General features: G+C 31.6%; 14 protein-coding genes. 7 read left to right on the top strand and 7 right to left on the bottom strand.

Annotated features, from left to right (window positions below):
- Positions 1–264: 264 nt before the first annotated feature.
- Positions 265–1,791, top strand: coding sequence for a cobyric acid synthase CobQ (gene cobQ, locus Mjas_RS08530; protein WP_421077729.1), 1,527 nt, complete (start codon positions 265–267; stop codon positions 1,789–1,791).
- A gap of 30 nt (positions 1,792–1,821) precedes the next feature.
- Here cobQ and pth2 read toward each other — a convergent pair whose 3' ends face one another.
- Positions 1,822–2,172, bottom strand: a complete 351-nt coding sequence (pth2, locus tag Mjas_RS08525) for a peptidyl-tRNA hydrolase Pth2 (protein ID WP_421077728.1) — start codon at positions 2,170–2,172, stop codon at positions 1,822–1,824.
- A 252-nt stretch (positions 2,173–2,424) separates the two neighbouring features.
- On the opposite strand from pth2, the gene Mjas_RS08520 reads away from it, so the two are divergent.
- The 5 genes from Mjas_RS08520 to Mjas_RS08500 all read left to right on the top strand — a co-directional run bounded on the left by Mjas_RS08520 (position 2,425) and on the right by Mjas_RS08500 (position 8,431).
- Positions 2,425–2,835 carry an ankyrin repeat domain-containing protein gene (locus Mjas_RS08520; RefSeq protein ID WP_421077727.1) on the top strand — a complete coding sequence of 137 codons (411 nt, stop codon included), beginning with the start codon at positions 2,425–2,427 and terminating at the stop codon, positions 2,833–2,835.
- Positions 2,836–3,070: 235 nt separating this feature from the next.
- Positions 3,071–5,029 carry a tRNA guanosine(15) transglycosylase TgtA gene (gene tgtA, locus Mjas_RS08515; protein ID WP_421077726.1) on the top strand — a complete coding sequence of 653 codons (1,959 nt, stop codon included), beginning with the start codon at positions 3,071–3,073 and terminating at the stop codon, positions 5,027–5,029.
- A 329-nt stretch (positions 5,030–5,358) separates the two neighbouring features.
- Complete coding sequence (gene dnaG, locus Mjas_RS08510; protein ID WP_421078615.1) at positions 5,359–6,738, top strand: DNA primase DnaG; 1,380 nt, start codon at positions 5,359–5,361, stop codon at positions 6,736–6,738.
- Between the two features lie 99 nt (positions 6,739–6,837).
- Positions 6,838–7,131, top strand: a complete 294-nt coding sequence (locus Mjas_RS08505) for a UPF0058 family protein (protein WP_421077725.1) — start codon at positions 6,838–6,840, stop codon at positions 7,129–7,131.
- A gap of 28 nt (positions 7,132–7,159) precedes the next feature.
- Positions 7,160–8,431, top strand: coding sequence for a UbiD family decarboxylase (locus Mjas_RS08500; protein WP_421077724.1), 1,272 nt, complete (start codon positions 7,160–7,162; stop codon positions 8,429–8,431).
- Positions 8,432–8,505: 74 nt separating this feature from the next.
- Here the strand turns inward: Mjas_RS08500 and rplJ are convergent, their stop codons facing one another.
- The 6 genes from rplJ to Mjas_RS08470 form a co-directional block, all read right to left on the bottom strand.
- Complete coding sequence (gene rplJ, locus Mjas_RS08495) at positions 8,506–9,027, bottom strand: 50S ribosomal protein L16 (protein WP_292461022.1); 522 nt, start codon at positions 9,025–9,027, stop codon at positions 8,506–8,508.
- Between the two features lie 159 nt (positions 9,028–9,186).
- Positions 9,187–9,843 carry a GTP-binding protein EngB gene (gene engB, locus Mjas_RS08490; RefSeq protein ID WP_421077723.1) on the bottom strand — a complete coding sequence of 219 codons (657 nt, stop codon included), beginning with the start codon at positions 9,841–9,843 and terminating at the stop codon, positions 9,187–9,189.
- Positions 9,844–9,918: 75 nt separating this feature from the next.
- Positions 9,919–11,499 carry a polysaccharide deacetylase family protein gene (locus Mjas_RS08485; RefSeq protein ID WP_421077722.1) on the bottom strand — a complete coding sequence of 527 codons (1,581 nt, stop codon included), beginning with the start codon at positions 11,497–11,499 and terminating at the stop codon, positions 9,919–9,921.
- Between the two features lie 139 nt (positions 11,500–11,638).
- Complete coding sequence (locus Mjas_RS08480; RefSeq protein ID WP_421077721.1) at positions 11,639–13,696, bottom strand: glycoside hydrolase family 15 protein; 2,058 nt, start codon at positions 13,694–13,696, stop codon at positions 11,639–11,641.
- Positions 13,697–13,752: 56 nt separating this feature from the next.
- Entirely contained in the window at positions 13,753–13,971 is a 219-nt protein-coding gene (locus Mjas_RS08475; protein ID WP_421077720.1) for a winged helix-turn-helix domain-containing protein, read from the bottom strand.
- Positions 13,972–14,044: 73 nt separating this feature from the next.
- Positions 14,045–15,217 carry a glycosyltransferase family 4 protein gene (locus Mjas_RS08470; protein WP_421077719.1) on the bottom strand — a complete coding sequence of 391 codons (1,173 nt, stop codon included), beginning with the start codon at positions 15,215–15,217 and terminating at the stop codon, positions 14,045–14,047.
- 174 nt (positions 15,218–15,391) lie between these two features.
- Between Mjas_RS08470 and Mjas_RS08465 the strand changes: the two genes are divergently transcribed.
- Positions 15,392–16,963 carry a glycogen synthase gene (locus Mjas_RS08465; protein ID WP_421077718.1) on the top strand — a complete coding sequence of 524 codons (1,572 nt, stop codon included), beginning with the start codon at positions 15,392–15,394 and terminating at the stop codon, positions 16,961–16,963.
- The last annotated feature ends 91 nt before the right edge of the window (positions 16,964–17,054 follow it).

Here is a 17,054-nt window from a genome sequence, read left to right as displayed (position 1 = left end):
CACCAAAATTTTTAATATGTATTTTGTTATTAGATTTTCTAATTACACTTTTTCAATTCAGCCCATATTTGTAGAATATTTAAAAATTTATGCTTCAAAATAGAATCTTCATACATATAAACGTTTTTATTAGAATTTTTAATATATAAACAATATATTAAAAAAATTAATAATAAGAAATATTTTAATATGTAATAGTCATAGAATAAGTATAATATCATAGAAAATTTAGAAAATTTAAAATTGATTTTATTTGGTGAAATAATGGCAAAATTTATCATGGTTGTGGGAACCTCTTCAAACAGCGGAAAAACGGTTTTAGTTTCTGGAATATGTCGAGCTCTTGCAAATAAAGGATACAAAGTTGCACCTTTTAAGTCCCAAAACATGAGTTTAAATTCAAGAGTTGCCAAAGAGGACGGGGAAATCGCCGTGGCACAATATACTCAGAGTTTAGCGGCAAAAACAGAACCATCAATTCATTTTAATCCAATATTATTAAAGCCTAAGGGAAACTTTATATCGCAGGTAATCGTTCATGGGGAACCTTATAAAGATATGGATTATAACGAATATCGAAAAAATAAAGAATATTTTTTAGATAAAATAAAGGAAAGTCTTGATTATTTAGATAAAAATTATGATTATGTCGTAATGGAAGGGGCAGGAAGTTGCTGTGAAATAAACCTTTTGGATGATGATATTGCAAATCTAAGAATTGCAGAAATATCCAATGCTAATGCTATTTTGGTTTCTGATATAGATAGAGGAGGGGTGTTTGCATCCATATATGGAACGGTTGAGTTACTCCCTGAAAAATGGAGAAAACTAATAAAGGGATTTGTAATAAACAAATTTAGGGGAAACGCCGATGTTTTAAAAAGCGGATTTGAAAAAATCGAGGAATTAACAAACATACCTGTTTTAGGAGTTATTCCCTATGATGAAAGTTTAGTATTGCCTGAGGAAGATAGCCAAGCACTTCAAAATAAAAGAGTTTTTGGAGATATAAAAAGTCCTGTGGAAGTAAATGTTTTGAAGTTTTCAAAAATTTCAAATTTTACCGATGTTGATGCCCTTTCAAAAGATGCATTGGTAAAATTTATAGATTTTAAGGATGATATTACAGGAGACATACTTATTCTTCCAGGGACACGATGTTCCACTGTTGAAATGGACTTAATAAATAAATATGGGATGGATAAGAAGATTCTAGAATTTGCAGAAAATGGGGGAATTGTCCTTGGAATTTGCGGAGGATATCAGGTAATGGGTAAAAAATTAATTGATGAGAATAATACTGAGGGAGATGTTGGAACAATAGATGGTCTTGGACTTTTTGATATGGAAACGCACTTTGGAAATGAAAAATCCATAAAAAACTCCGAAGGTATTTTGGAAATTGAGGATGTGAGATTTGAAGTTTCCGGGTATGAGCTCCACGAAGGTATCACTAAATCATCTGAAAAACCACTTATAAAATTAAAAAAAGGATTTGGAAATGATGGAAATGGATTTGATGGAGCCATAAAAGTGATAGAAAATAAAAAAAATAAAAATAATAACAAAAACAGTGATAATAATCAAAATAGTAAATCTTACATATTGGGAACTTATTTCCACGGGATTCTCGATAATTACGAATTCAGAAACTATTTGGTAAATTTAGCAAGGATGAAAAAAGGTCTTAATTTAATAACCACCGATAATTACAACGATACATTTGAAAAAAACATGGATAAATTGGCAAAAATTATCGAGGGAAGTATTGATTTGGAAAAAATTATATAATTATTACAATAGTTTTAATTTGCCAGTTATTTACAGTAGTTTTAATTTACCTGTTATTCTTTCAACTTTTTCCTCTTTTTCTGGACCTACTGCAACTGCGGTATGGGTCCCAGGGACGAGCTGTGTTCTTCCAGCATCTCTTATCAAACTGCATGGAAGTCCTTCAATATTTGCATCCTTAAACACTTCAAGGAGCTCTCTTTCTGAATTTACCTTCACAACCGCCTTCTTCTGTCCTTCCTTTAACCATTCCTTAACAACATTTGGACATATTTTCTGAGCTCTGATGAATGCCTCGATTGAAGCATGACATGCCTGAGCTGCCATTTTTCCTTTTCCCATTTTTAAATCATTCCTTATAACTATTACCTGTTTATACATTAAATCAACTCACATTTTATAATATTGTAGTAGTATTTTAGGAGCTATTTATTATTTTATGATATGGCTCACGAAGTAAGCCATTAGTGAAATACTGTATTTTACTATATATATTTATTAATTCGGATTATAGAAATAAAAACATTTATATGTGATAATCAAAAATATGTAAATATCATGCAGGAAATATATTTCCTTATATTAGTATATAAATAGGAATTATATTTCCTAATCTAAATTTAAGGTGAAATCATGGGTTTAGACATGGAGTTAATAGAGGCGTCAGAAAGTGGAGACATTGAGAGAGTAAAGGAATTGTTAAAAAAAGGAGCTGATGTAAATGCCAAAAATAAGTTTGGAGGAACTCCACTCATGGCGGCTGCACTACAAAATCACTATGATGTTGTTAAACTGTTAATAGAAAATGGTGCAGATGTGGATGTAAGAAATCGGATAGGAAGGACGCCACTGATGTCAGTTATAGAGCTCAGCTATACAAAAATAGCAAAATTACTAATAGAACATGGTGCAGATGTAAATGCAAAGGATGATTTTGGATTATCGGTTCTCATGGTGGCAGAGGATTATACTCAACCCGATATTGTTAAAATGCTTATAGAACGAGGAGCAAACACTGAGGGAACAAAGCACCTTTATGAATAATAATGTTTTTTACAATTCGCTCTATATTGTAGCATATAATATGTATTTAATGTAATTATTAGAGTTAGAGGAGTTTGAACTAATTTTAAAATAATTATTAGTTTTTATATATTATAATATATTTTTAGTTTTTCTTTTTTATACAAAAATTTTAATATGGCTTATATCTCTTATTATTTTATAGTATATTGAATTCAATTAATTTAAAGTTAAGTTAAAACTAAAAGGTGAATTTATGTTTGAGATAAAACACAGAGACGGCATGGGCAGGATAGGAAAATTGAAAATAAATGGAAAAACAATTGAAACACCAACAATAATGCCTGTTGTCCATCCAAACCCGAAGAAACAAACAGTTTCAATAGATAAAATTAGAGAGCTCGCAGATGTAATAATCACAAACTCCTATATTACATACTCAAATCCTGAGTTAAAAACAATTGCCGAAGAAAAAGGTATTCATAATTTAGTGGGATTTGACAAAGTTATAGTTACTGACAGCGGTTCATTCCAACTTAGCGTTTATGGTGATGTAAATGTTGAACCATTGGAAATAATCGACTTTCAGGAAAAAATAGGTGTGGATGTTGGAACAATATTGGATATTCCAACGGCACCTTATGTGAGCAGAGAGCAGGCGGAAAAAGAATTGGAAGAAACCATAAAAAGAGCAAAGGACTCAATAGAATTGAAGGAAAAAAACAACTATAAATTACTTTTAAACGGCACAGTTCAGGGCTCCACATATATGGATTTAAGAAGAAAAAGTGCAGAAAATATGGGAAAATTGAACTTTGACATATACCCAATCGGTGCTGTTGTGCCACTTATGGAAAACTACGACTACAAAACTGTTGTAGATATAATAATAAATTCAAAAATGTTCCTTCCAACAAATAAACCTGTTCATCTCTTTGGATGCGGTCATCCTATGATGTTTGCCCTTTCTGTTGTATTAGGATGTGATTTGTTCGATAGTGCGGCTTATGCACTATATGCAAAGGATGGCAGATATTTAACAGAAGATGGAACACTTCATTTGGAGGACTTAAAGGATTTGGATAAATTCCCATGTTCATGCCCTGTTTGTAATGAATACACTCCAAAGGAACTTTATATAATGAATAAAAAAGATAGAACAAGGTTATTGGCAGAGCATAACTTATACATTACTTTTGAAGAGATTAATCGGATTAAAAACGCTATTAAAGATGGCAATCTATGGGAGCTCGTAGAGGAAAGATGCAGATGCCATCCAAAACTATTGGAAGCATACAGAACGGCATTAAAATACAATGATTTTATTGAGAAATTTGACCCAATCACAAAAAAATCCGCATTTTTCTACAATGGATACGAAAGCATGTTCAGACCTGAGGTGTTGAGGCATAAAAAAAGGTTGAATAGGATAAAATTTGATAAAATATTCATAGCATCAATATCAAAGGATATAAACAGACCATACAGCGAAAATATAAATAATATGCACAGCGATGTGGATGTTCTTATAAAAGATGATGTATTCGGATTGGTGCCGTTGAATATCGACACTGTATATCCACTATCTCAAAATGAAATCCCTGAGCTCTACGACTATGAAAAAATACATAACAAAAAATTTGTTGAAGAGTTTGTAAGACAGTATGATGATAAAATAATGGATATACATTCATACAACTACTATACCTGTTATTATAACTCCAACCAAAATAAAGATAAAATAAGTAAGGATTCTTTAAGAATAGATAGGATGCTTCAATATCAATACGGTTTTAAGATACTTGATGATGAGCTCCTAAAAAACATTATTGTAAAGAGAAGTAAAAAGACGGGAAGAATAAGAAATGTATTAATTAATATGGACGGTAAAAAGGAAGTTTTATTCACTCTGAGAGCGAATGACAACCTTCTTATACCTGCAAAAGAAGGGGCAAAACTTCTCCATAAAAAAATACCATTCCCAAATTACAGGGTTGTTGTGGATAAGTCAGTTCAGGAGTTTGCAAGGGATGGAAAATCCGTATATGCAAAGTTTGTAATAGACTGCGATAGGGAGCTCCGACCTTATGAAGAGGTGCTTGTTGTAAATGAAGATGATGAGCTCCTTGCATATGGAACAACTATATTAAATGGTAGGGAGCTCATGGAGTTTAACTATGGTGTTGCAGTTAGTGTAAGGGGTGGTTTGCAGTAGAGATATTAATTTTAGGTTGGTGGAACTTTCAATTTCGTGAAGATTTTGGCAGAGGTTAGACCATATTCTTGGAGAAGGCGAGACTAATATATAATTATTTTTAAATTATACTCCAACTTTTCTTTTTAAATATTTTTGTGTAATATTGCATATATTGCACATTATGAGAGGTTAAAAGAAGAAGAACATACCTAAACCATACTATATTTATATGTAAAATAACAAATTATATTTATAAAATTTATATCATTTATTAATTATTTAATATCATTATTAATTTTATAATATTGTGAGACAGGTAGGGATTAAATTTTGGAGGGTTTATTATGATGGAATTAGGCACAACAAAATATATTATTTATGCAGAACTCATGGCAAATGGATATGTTGAAAAGCACGATATTATTGGAGCAATATTTGGACAAACGGAAGGTCTCCTAAGTAGCGACCTTGATTTAAGGGACCTTCAAAAAAGTGGGAGAATTGGGAGAATAGATGTGGAGTTAGATAATACAAATGGGAAATCATATGCAAAAATAATACTACCATCCAGTTTGGATAAGGTTGAAACTGCAATACTTGCGGCAACATTGGAAACAATCGATAGGGTGGGGCCTTGTTTAGCTACTGTTAGGGTGGTGAATGTCGAGGATATTCGTATTAAAAAGAGACAGTATATTACAAATAGGGCAAAGGAGCTCCTAAAAACACTCATAGATAATATGGTTGATACATATGAAATTACGGAAGAGATAAAGGAGTATATCAGAACTGAAGAAATAATTGAATATGGGGAGGAGAAACTTCCAGCTGGACCAAATATTGATAATTCAGATGCTATAATTGTAGTGGAAGGTAGGGCAGATGTTATCAATCTTTTAAGATGTGGTATAAAAAATGTTATAGCTGTTGAAGGGACATCAATTCCAAAAACCATAATGGAACTTTCAAGGAAAAAAACCACGACGATATTTACTGATGGAGATAGGGGAGGGGAGCTTATATTAAAAGAGGCTCTTCAAACATGTGATATAGATTATATTGCAAGAGCTCCCCACGGAAAGGAAGTGGAAGATTTGTCTAAAAAAGAGGTTGTAAAATATTTACGGTCAAAGATTCCAATTGAACAGTATATTCAATTAAATGCCAACAAAGGTCATGTCATAAACAATTATAGCACTGTAATAAATAAGGCAATAAATGATACGCAGACAATGGATGATTTGGCAAGTGGCATATATAATAAGGAAAAAATGACAGGAATATCGGAGTGCATAAGCGATGTATCTCAGCTAAACGAATCAGAGGTATTATCTGAGCTAAAAAACGAAGAAGAGATAAAAGAAACCCATAATGACGACAAAAAAGACGGTGATTCAGATAATCGGATGTCGTATGAAATATTCAAAACTGATGACTATGTTGGACAGTTGAATTATATTAAATCGTCAATGGAGGAAATTTTAGGGACTAATAAAGTAAAAATAATAGGAGACGGATTTGAAGAGATTAAATCTATTAACGAATTAAATGAGAATGAATATGCTAATCAAAATATTAATTTTTTTATATCTGATGTCCCTATCACTCAAAAAATAGTTGATTTATTTTATGAAAACACTTCTGTAATGATTGGGAAGGAAATAAATATTGCAAAAAAACCTGCAAATTTAAGGATTTTTTCATACGATAATTTTAACCAGACATAACTCTCTTTCTAATTTTACATACTTATTTGCAAAATTTTAATTTATTTAGTTTATTTAATTTATTTATCATGAAATATATTTCATACCTTAGGTGATTGCATGCATAAGGATGAGCTCATCCAATTACATCAACTTTTAGTATATATGAGAAAGAATTTAACAAAAAAATTTGGTAATTCAATTGATGAATATTTTGTAAATTACGATGCATTGAAGATATACCCCCATCATATACATAGAACAAAATCTGAACATACATACGCCATATTTTTGTTATCAAGCGGTATTGCAAAAATACTATCGGAATATGGCAATGTGCCGAGAAGTGTATCAAGTAGATTAAAAGATACCGGTGAAAAGATAGAAAAAGAAATTGCTAGAAAGAAAAGATAAAGAAAGATAAAATAAGAAGGTGAATGTTATGATAAGGGACTTGGTTGATTCAATAGATAAAATTGAGATAGAGTCAGCAAATAAAAAATATGGGATAACAAAGATTTTAAAGAAATATGATGGAAAGCCCGTATATATAAAAAATGTAAATGGATATGAAGTTATAGGAAATCTGTGTAATAGGGAAGTGATAGCAAAAAGCTTGGGAATAGAAGTAAATGATTTAATGAAACACATGTTAAATGCCATGGATAATGAGAAAAATGGGGAGCTAATAGTAGATAATAGCTTAAAGGAACAGTATGTAAATGATGATTTGGACAAAATAAATGAATACCCTATACCAACCTACTACGAAAAAGATGCAGGACCTTACCTTACATCAGGAGTTGTAATAGTTAAAGATAAGGATTATGGGATAAACGCATCCATCCATAGAATTTTAATTAAGGACAATCATTTAGTAATTAGAATGGTAGAACAGAGACATTTACATTACATCTACAACAAAAACATTAAGGATGGGGATGTGGATGTGGCAATAGTTATCGGAGCTCATCCAGCTGTGCTTTTGGCAGCATCTACATCAGGAGATATAACTTTTAATGAATTGAAATATGCCTCTGCATTAATGAATGAGCCACTAAAACTGATTAAATGCGATACCGTAGATTTAGAAGTCCCTGCGGGCGAATTTATTATTGAAGGAAAAATAACCGCAGAAATGGACGATGAAGGTCCTTTTGTAGATATTACTGGAACCTACGATACAATTAGAAAACAGCCTGTAATAAAAATAACGGCATTGAAAAGAAAAAAAGATGCCATATTCCACGCCCTACTCCCCGGCGGAGTGGAGCATAAAATTTTAATGGGATTACCTCAGGAGCCGAGAATGTATAAGGGCATTAGAAACACCGTTCCATCGGTAAAGAATGTGGTATTAACAGAAGGGGGATGTTGCTGGCTTCACGCCGTAGTGTCAATTGAGAAGAAAACAGAAGGAGATGGAAAAAATGCCATACTTGCGGCACTTGCTTCCCATCCAAGTTTAAAACATGTGGTGATTGTAGATGATGACATAAACATCTATGACCCAAAGGATGTGGAGTTTGCCATTGCCACAAGAGTTCAAGCTGATAAAGATATACTTATTATAAGCGACGCAAAAGGTTCCTCACTGGACCCATCAGGAGACCATAAAAATAAATTGACGGCAAAAATGGGAATAGATGCCACGATAAGTTTAAAGAAAAATAAAGATGAATTCATTAGGGCTGAAATCCCCGATGATGAATAAATTACAAATATTATCTTAAATTATTAAAATCAATTAAATTTTTTAAAAAAAGAAAAAAAATTTAATAAGTTTATTTAGTTCTTAACTAATTCTGCTCCTTTTCCTATTTCTATTTTACATTTTACAGGCATTTTCATAGCACATCTTCTTAGAGCTTCCTTAGCATCATTTACTTTTTCAGGAGTTGTTGAAATTGTAATGATTTTTTGACCTTTTCTTACTCTTGCAGCTGTTCCAATAGGTTTTCCAAATGCCAATCTCATCCCATCGGAAATCCTGTCCGCTCCTGCTCCTGCTGCCATTTTGTTTTCTCTTAATATTTGGTGTGGATATACTCTTATCTGGAATTTGTAACCTAATTTACCACATTTGTTTTGTGTGTATTTGTTTCCTACAATCCTTGCGGATTCCAATGCGTTGTGTCTTATCTGAACATCATCTTTAACTATTAAATGCACTTCCACTGGGAATTCCACACTTGTATTACCCATTACATAATGAACAACTTTTGGTTGTGGAACTCCTCTTACATATTCCTTTCTTGTGTATGCTGGTTTATCTACTCCTCTATAACATCTACCAGGTCTTAGTGCCATAATTATTCCTCCATAATCGTGTTTAATTTCATTTTTAATTATAAAATAGGATTTTATTTTTCGCATTTTGAATATAAAAATTAGTTAAACCTCATTATGTTAATATAATATATAAAGTTTTTGCAACTTCTGGACTAATTATATTTGGTTAATCTTTTTTTATTTTTTTCGTCGATATGATTCCACATGATGATTTATTTTATGAAGGATATCTTTTAATCCCTCTCCATCTTTTAGAATGCCAATAACTACAACATCGAGCCACTGTCTCCAAGGTGCGGGATAACCAAATAATTCAACTACATTATCCAGATGTTCATCCCACTGATTCTTTTTTATCTTGTCCATTTTGTTTATTAAAATTATGGGATTTAATTCCAGTTCGTTTAAAAAATCAAACATTTCAATATCTATGGGTATCTCATCCCGTTTATCCCATCTATCAACTATTTCCGGGAATGCCTTTGCATCTATTAATATTATGGAGCAGGCGATTTTTTCCTTATTGTCTTCAATGTATTTTACAATTTCATCTTTTATTTTATCTTGAACATTTTCATCAAGACCCGTCATAAATCCAAATCCCGGTAAATCAACTAAAATATAATTTCCCATGTCGTATTTATTTATTTTTAAGGTTACACCAGGTTTTTTCCCGACTCTAACATTTTTTTTAGTAATTAACCTCACAAGTGTGGATTTTCCAACATTAGAGCGTCCTACAACAATAACTTGTGGTTTTTCGCTGCTGGTGCTATTCTTAGATTTTGCCATCTTTTTAAATTTTTCAAGATTTTTTTTAAATTCATCATCCATAGTTATCCTCTTAAAATTTAGTATGTTCTATAAATTGGGTGTTATAAATTAGGTATTATAGATATTAATACACTATTATGAGCCAATTATAAATTCGTCAAGATTATGTTTTTTTTCTTTTTCATTAGGTTTATCTTCTATATCTTTTAAGTTTGGCTCCTCTATATTATTTTTTTTTATTTTTTTACTCTTCGAGTTATTGGGAGCTTTTGAGTTTAACATTATGATTTCATTAATTAATTTACTATTTTCATTTTTTAGTTTTTGAATATCTTTGTTTTTATTATTTATGTCCTTTTCCAATAATTTTAATTTACTTCTTAAATTCTCTATTTCATTAGTCAATGCCATATTCTCATTTTTATACCGGTCATTTTCTTTTAATGTTTTTATCTCCAAGTTCAAACTTTCAATTTTTTTAACATATTTGTCCAAAATTTGACTGACTATTAAATGATTTTTAAAATCATAAAGAATATCCATATAAGTGGCATAAGCATCATAAGGAGTTTCAAAATGGCTAAAATAAGAATGCACATCCATATCGTTAAATCCCTTTGTGCATTGATAGTAAAAATTATCACTTGTTTGAAGGTTTTTATATAATTTATATTCCATTATTTCATCATCTTGAACATTGCCCCCATGTTTAGCATATTTCGATGATATGTATCTTCCAAGGTATTGCCTAATATCTTTTAATCTCTCAAATGAAAGCTTCTGCATCCTGTTGCCTAACCATGCACTCACATCTCTTTCAGAGTCTGCCCACGATAATGTTGAGAATTCAAAGACATCTATTTCCCCCCTCGGTGTGCATCTGTCAATTATTTCAGAAGGTTTTGCATATTCAAGATTATGATATTTTTCAATTTCCGCAGGAAGATATTTTAAAAACTCAAAAATCCCAGTTTCTTTCCATTGGTGTTCTCCAAAGGTTTCATAATCGATATATATATTTATACAATCACCAGGGGAGCTCGCCAACCATGATGCATATTTATCAGCAGTTAAAGGATATTCATTCCAATCTGGACATGAGAATCTGAATCCAATATCATCGCTTAATTTATAGTTTCTTAAAAGGACATTCAATCCACATGGAGCGTTATATACATAATTTGGAGACCTCCAATCAAGTATTCTATCGGCACCTTCTGTAAATATCCCTTTAAATCCCAATTCCTTAACGGTTTCAGCTATATTATTATTATACATTAATTCAGTATTTCTAAAAACCTCAGTTTTGTATCCAAATAGTTCTTTGATAATCTTCTTATGTTTTTCAATATCCTCTTTAAATTCATCATGATTTTCAAAGAGACTTGAAAGTGAATGATAGTAGGTTTCCCCAATAAGTTCAACATTCCCTGTTTTTACGAGCTCTTTAAATAAATCTAAAACCTCATTATTAAATTCCATGGCCTGTTCAAGAAATACGCCTGTAATGCTGTATGCCACTTTAATGTCATACTCATCTATTAAATCCAAAATTGTCCTATTTGCAGGAATATAACATTTATTTGCTACTCTATTGAATATCTCTTTGTTTAATTCAACATCAACATACCTATCCCATATATTTTTACTGTGTCCATCAACCGTTTTTTTTAATCTATGGGGCTGATGCACCTCAAAATTAAATGAAATTAACATTTTATCCCCTTATTTTTTATTTTTTTATTTATGTTGCGAAGTAATATATACTATTGATTTTGCAGATTTCCAAAAAGTGAGAAAATATAAATTTAAATGATTTTATATATTCGCTTCATTGATGAAAATATTTATTTTATTATGGAATTAAAATATCATAATCATTGCTGTGAATTGCCATTATTATGGCAGCATGTGACCAACCAAGGGGAATTGCCGATATGGGAGCTCCGAGGTCTTTGTGAATTTGCTCAGGAGATAGTCCATTATATTGATGCTTCAATGCCCAGTTAAATAGCTCGTCGCATTTTTTATGACAGTGTTTAATAAGGTCCTTTTTTGTCATATTCACGCTTTGGATATTATTTAAAGATTGAACAACATCATCCACATTCACATTCACATCATCATTTCGCTCATCTTTTCGAGATGATTGTAGTTTTTCGCAGTCCCCTATATATTCTACAAATCCAGGTCTGGAAAATCTCTGATTTATATCTTTTGACAATAATTTAATTAGCCTTTTATAATACATATATAACCACAAGGTAGTTATTATCCATGGATTGCCTCCAAAATATACATCTTCTGGATATCTTCCAATTCCCCCGATTTTATAGTTAAATGCATTTTCAATCTGCAATGCTGTCGCTATCATTCTTGGGTCGTCTGCTGGAACTAAATCATAGGGGAAGCTTAATCCCAATATGCTGGTGTCAATTGTTTTATCCAGTGGAGTTATTGATTTTGCAAACCTATTTTCTTCCTTTAAATAAAATTTATTAACATTATTTTTTAATGATTCGATAGCTGAGCTCCACTGTTTAAAACATTTTTTATCGTCATTGGTCATTTTATATTCGCATTCTTTTTCTAATATATTCATAATATTGCAGGCAGATTTTAAACCACCATATGTTGCCCCAATTGTGTATGAAAACACCCCATATTTTTCTTCCCATAAATCATAGCATGGAGATGGAGGTTCCACAGTTTTAGCTAAATAATTTGCAGCTTTTTTAATCATATTCCAATGTCTTTTTAAAAATAATTTGTTATGTGTAATCCTATAATGAACCAGAGCTGCCCAAATTGTAGTGCCAACTTGGTCATTTTGCATTGCAGTTAATCGAGGTTTTCCATCAATATAATAATTTTGAATCCATGACCCATCGCTATTTTGGGTTTTTTTGCACCAGTCGAAATATTTTTCGCTCATAGGGGATAAGCCGCATAAATCCAATGCAACAGACATATAGCTTGCATCTCTATTCCATACATATCTGTAATCGGGATATAATGATGGTGAAGCTATTATGCCCCCATCGTGATTACACAACATAAATATTGTTAGTAAAGACCTTTTACATGTATCGATGTATTTTTTCCGTCTCTCGACATTTAGATTTGCACATTTCGTTGTAGATAAATTATTGACAGTATCTTGAACGAGGGTTTTCCAATAAGTTAGGGAGAGATTATACATATCTTCATTATTTTTAGCAACTACTTTTAATGTGTCTATTAAGTTCATAATATCATAGTAGTTGTCGTTATATTCCGCCATTAGTATATATATGGGAATAACTACTTCTTGGAAGGGATTTAATTCAATCTCCCAACATAATGCACTATCGGTAATTAATCCTTTGGCAGTATCCTGTTCTTTTAAAACACCATTTTCAATATCATTATAGGCACTACTTTCAGACGACCTCAAACCACATTGATATGATGATATGTTTTTACCACTTCCCATACAACAAATATATTTTCCATCGTATTTAATTAAACAATTATTATTCTTTAAAAATTTAACAGTATTCTCTTTTGGATATTCTCCCATCCTTAAATTTTCATAGAAAAATAATTTTAAATGCTTTTTTTCTTCTGTTCTGTTGAGAATGGATATCTGTTTAACTAGGATATTGTGAGATATTGAAATATAATCCATAGAACTTACTAAAAAGTTCTCATCTTCATATGTGGTTTTTAAAATATTTGTATCTTTTAAATATCCTTGACTGATTTTCCATGAGTAATCCCAGTGCCATTTTAATTCGCCATCACAATATATTGCAAATGCAGAGTCAAAGATATGTTTTTCAAAACCCAAATGTGGAAAGAATATATATTCAATAGACCCCACATCATCCAATTTTGCAAGAGATTTTCCATTTCCTATAATTCCTACCATATTACCACTTTATACATATATAAATAATTAGATACCGAAAGTAAATGAAATAGAATTTATCCATTTTTTAATCTTATTATCCATTTTCTCCCATCCCTTATAATAATTATATTATCCTCCCTTGCAAGCCATCCTATTGCCATAACAATAATAGTTTCATTATACCCCTCGCTCCTAAGAGATTCTTTTAATTTTGTAATATTTTTTTCACCGTCTTCTAATAGGTGATAAATCTTACCAGCAGCCTCGCCTATTTTTAACCACATATCTTCCATATTCCCACCTCATAATTTAACACAATATATAAACATATTAATTTATCATATATATTATTTAATATTTTTTTATTTATTTTATAGAGTCTATCACCTTGTTATAAACTTCAACTGTGCTGTTTGCTATGGCGTCCCAACTGTATTTTGTATATGCATCATGCTTTGCATTATTTACAATCCATTCTTTAAATCCCCAATCTGAAAGAACCCTATTAACACCCCATGCAATAGAATCTGGATTTTCAGGATATACAGTAACTCCATTATATTCATGCTGGATAATCTCTCTTAAACCTCCAACACCACTTGCAACCACAGGAGCTCCGGCTGCCATAGATTCAAGTGCCACAATCCCAAAGGGTTCATAAACTGATGGAATGACGGTTACATCCGCAGATTTAAAAAGCTTTTTCAGCATATCCCCTCCAACAAATCCTAAAAATATTATATTATCCCTACATCCAAGCTGAAATGCCAAATCTTCCAAATATCCTCGCATATCCCCCGAACCTGCTATTACCATTTTTGAATCGGGATGCTGTTCAAGAATCTTGGGAAATGCTCTTATTAGATATTCCACGCCTTTCTGATAAACCAGCCTTCCAACAAACAATATCATTTTTTCATGAGGTTGAACTCCAATATGTATCCTAAAATCATTTTTTTCATTATCACTCATTGGTATGTCAAATTCCCAAGGGTTTATTCCATTATATATTACATTTACTTTATCCCAAGGAGTATTAAATGTTGAACATATTTCTTCTTTTATTGAATTGCTAACTGTAATCACTGCATGGGATTCATAGGTGCTCCACCATTCTATGTCGTTTATTGCCCTTGAATCTTCAGAATGAATTCCACCGCATCTTCCCTGTTCTGTGCTATGAATGGATTGAATATATGGTTTGTTAAAAAGATGTTTTATATTGCTACCTACAAAATGAGTCATCCAGTCATGACAGTGTATTACATCATAGTTATGTATTCCTAATGAACCTAATTTTTTTTCCATGAAATGTGCCATGAAATTAATCCATGTTAGAAAATGACTATGCCCTATTGGTTTTACACGGTGTATATTCACTCCGTTTATATTCTCATATTCAGGTAAATCATAACCCATTGTAATTACATCGACACTATGCCCCGCCCTAACAAGTGCCTCAGCAAGACCCTTACAATGAACCGATAATCCTCCCACCATAATTGGCGGATATTCCCAAGTTATCATGGCTATTTTCATATTATCACTTAATTATTAACACTACTTATTTTTATTTATTTTTATTTCTCTAATGTATATTTGATTCATGTATATATTTGATATGTGTTATTGACACATAATTTTTATAATGCTAATAACATATATAATTTTGTTATTAATGTAAATATTAATGTAATTATAAAGGTGATATTTTTGAAAGTGGCAATATTGACGCCGACCATAGCACCTTTGACGTCTATTGGGGGCTTGGGGGATGTAATGCAGGACTTGCCAAAATTTTTAAAACATAGAGGTAATGAAGTAGTAATTATAACCTACGACCATAATAACAAAATTTCGAATCTCCCTCATGAAAAAATAACTACATTGGATATAAAATACCAGGGGACGAGCTTTAAATTCGAAGTTATAAAAACAAGGCATCCAAATACTGGTGTGGATATAATCGCATTTAGCAACAAAAACTTCAATGAATTGGATACGTGGGACCCATTAAAGTATGATTTATTTGCGGATTTAGTAGTAGCATATTTGGATAAATTTGACAATGTAGATTGTGTTTCGGGTCATGACTGGCCTTGTGGCCTTGCAATAGCAAAATGTCATGAAAAACTCGATTTACCAACCACCATCACAATACACAATGAAGCATTTAAAGGTCCCATTAAGGAATATAAGGGCTTAACAATGTCTTTTTTAGATTTGGGAATATATTTTAGTGATGCTTTTAACACTGTAAGCCCAACTCATGCAGAAGAAATAAAATCAATTGAATTTATAAAGGAACAAAGTAATATAAAACCATTTCATGGAATATTAAATGGTATAGACATTGAAATATTTAATTCAGGCAATATGATAAAACAGATGATGTCTTTATCAGATAACAAATTAGACCCGAGAAAATATGCCTTTATATGTGATTATGGCATAGACGATGCCAATATTGTAAAACCAAAGATAAAATATGCATGGTTTTACAATTCTGAAAATTTAAAAAAATATGTTGATGACTGGAATAGTATGGATAAAAGTGGAATTTCAGGAACAGATGTTGAAATTTATGGCAATATAAAAGGCGGTGATGTAACTACTCCATTAATAGGATTTGTTGGACGTGCAACATATCAAAAAGGATTTGACATAATATTTGAAGCATTTCCCGAGTTATTTGAAGAACATGATATAAGATTAATCATGCTTTCAAAAGGTGAAAAACACATAGAAGACGGTATGAAGGATTTGGCTGAAAGATACAATGGGAAGGTTATTTCATTAGTGGGCCATTGTCCTCCATTAACCTCCCTTATTTATGCAGGAAGTGATTGGACAATTGTACCATCAGTTTGGGAACCCTGTGGATTAACCCAGATGGAATCTATGGCATATTGCACACCTGTAATAGCGAGGGAAGTTGGAGGGTTGGTGGATACGATTATACCATTAAACCCCGACCCCTTAACTAATCCCAACTTTGATAAAGCAACCGGCATTTTATTTAAAAATTATGACAAATATGGTTTAAAATGGGGAATTGAGCATGCTTTGAACTGGACGTTTTATAGATTAAAAGAAATATGTTTGTTTATAACTTATAGGCATATTAACTGCCCAGAAGGTCCTTATGAGAAAGATGGTCCTCTAACAGCATTAATGAAAAACTGCCATAACCACGTCTACAAAAATCTAAGCTGGCAAAATAACGATAGTGCAGATAAATATAAAGCACTCTATGGTGGAGCCATATATAAACATTATTTCTAATCCCTATATGATATCAATCAAATTTAACATGTGGTATTAAAATATTTATATTATATCTTATATAATAATACAAGTAAAAGCGCTTAAAATT

This window comes from Methanothermococcus jasoni, assembly GCF_049075655.1.
GTDB lineage: Archaea > AGJL01 > Methanococci > Methanococcales > Methanococcaceae > Methanofervidicoccus.
Note: the sequence above shows the minus strand (reverse complement) of the source record. Positions and strands in the feature narration are given on the sequence as shown.

Coding starts and splice junctions, on each gene's coding strand:
- cobQ (WP_421077729.1), top strand. CDS start 265: ATGGCAAAATTTATCATGGTTGTGGGAACCTCTTCAAACAGCGGAAAA.
- pth2 (WP_421077728.1), bottom strand. CDS start 2,172: ATGTATAAACAGGTAATAGTTATAAGGAATGATTTAAAAATGGGAAAA.
- Mjas_RS08520 (WP_421077727.1), top strand. CDS start 2,425: ATGGGTTTAGACATGGAGTTAATAGAGGCGTCAGAAAGTGGAGACATT.
- tgtA (WP_421077726.1), top strand. CDS start 3,071: ATGTTTGAGATAAAACACAGAGACGGCATGGGCAGGATAGGAAAATTG.
- dnaG (WP_421078615.1), top strand. CDS start 5,359: ATGGAATTAGGCACAACAAAATATATTATTTATGCAGAACTCATGGCA.
- Mjas_RS08505 (WP_421077725.1), top strand. CDS start 6,838: ATGCATAAGGATGAGCTCATCCAATTACATCAACTTTTAGTATATATG.
- Mjas_RS08500 (WP_421077724.1), top strand. CDS start 7,160: ATGATAAGGGACTTGGTTGATTCAATAGATAAAATTGAGATAGAGTCA.
- rplJ (WP_292461022.1), bottom strand. CDS start 9,027: ATGGCACTAAGACCTGGTAGATGTTATAGAGGAGTAGATAAACCAGCA.
- engB (WP_421077723.1), bottom strand. CDS start 9,843: ATGGATGATGAATTTAAAAAAAATCTTGAAAAATTTAAAAAGATGGCA.
- Mjas_RS08485 (WP_421077722.1), bottom strand. CDS start 11,499: ATGTTAATTTCATTTAATTTTGAGGTGCATCAGCCCCATAGATTAAAA.
- Mjas_RS08480 (WP_421077721.1), bottom strand. CDS start 13,696: ATGGTAGGAATTATAGGAAATGGAAAATCTCTTGCAAAATTGGATGAT.
- Mjas_RS08475 (WP_421077720.1), bottom strand. CDS start 13,971: ATGGAAGATATGTGGTTAAAAATAGGCGAGGCTGCTGGTAAGATTTAT.
- Mjas_RS08470 (WP_421077719.1), bottom strand. CDS start 15,217: ATGAAAATAGCCATGATAACTTGGGAATATCCGCCAATTATGGTGGGA.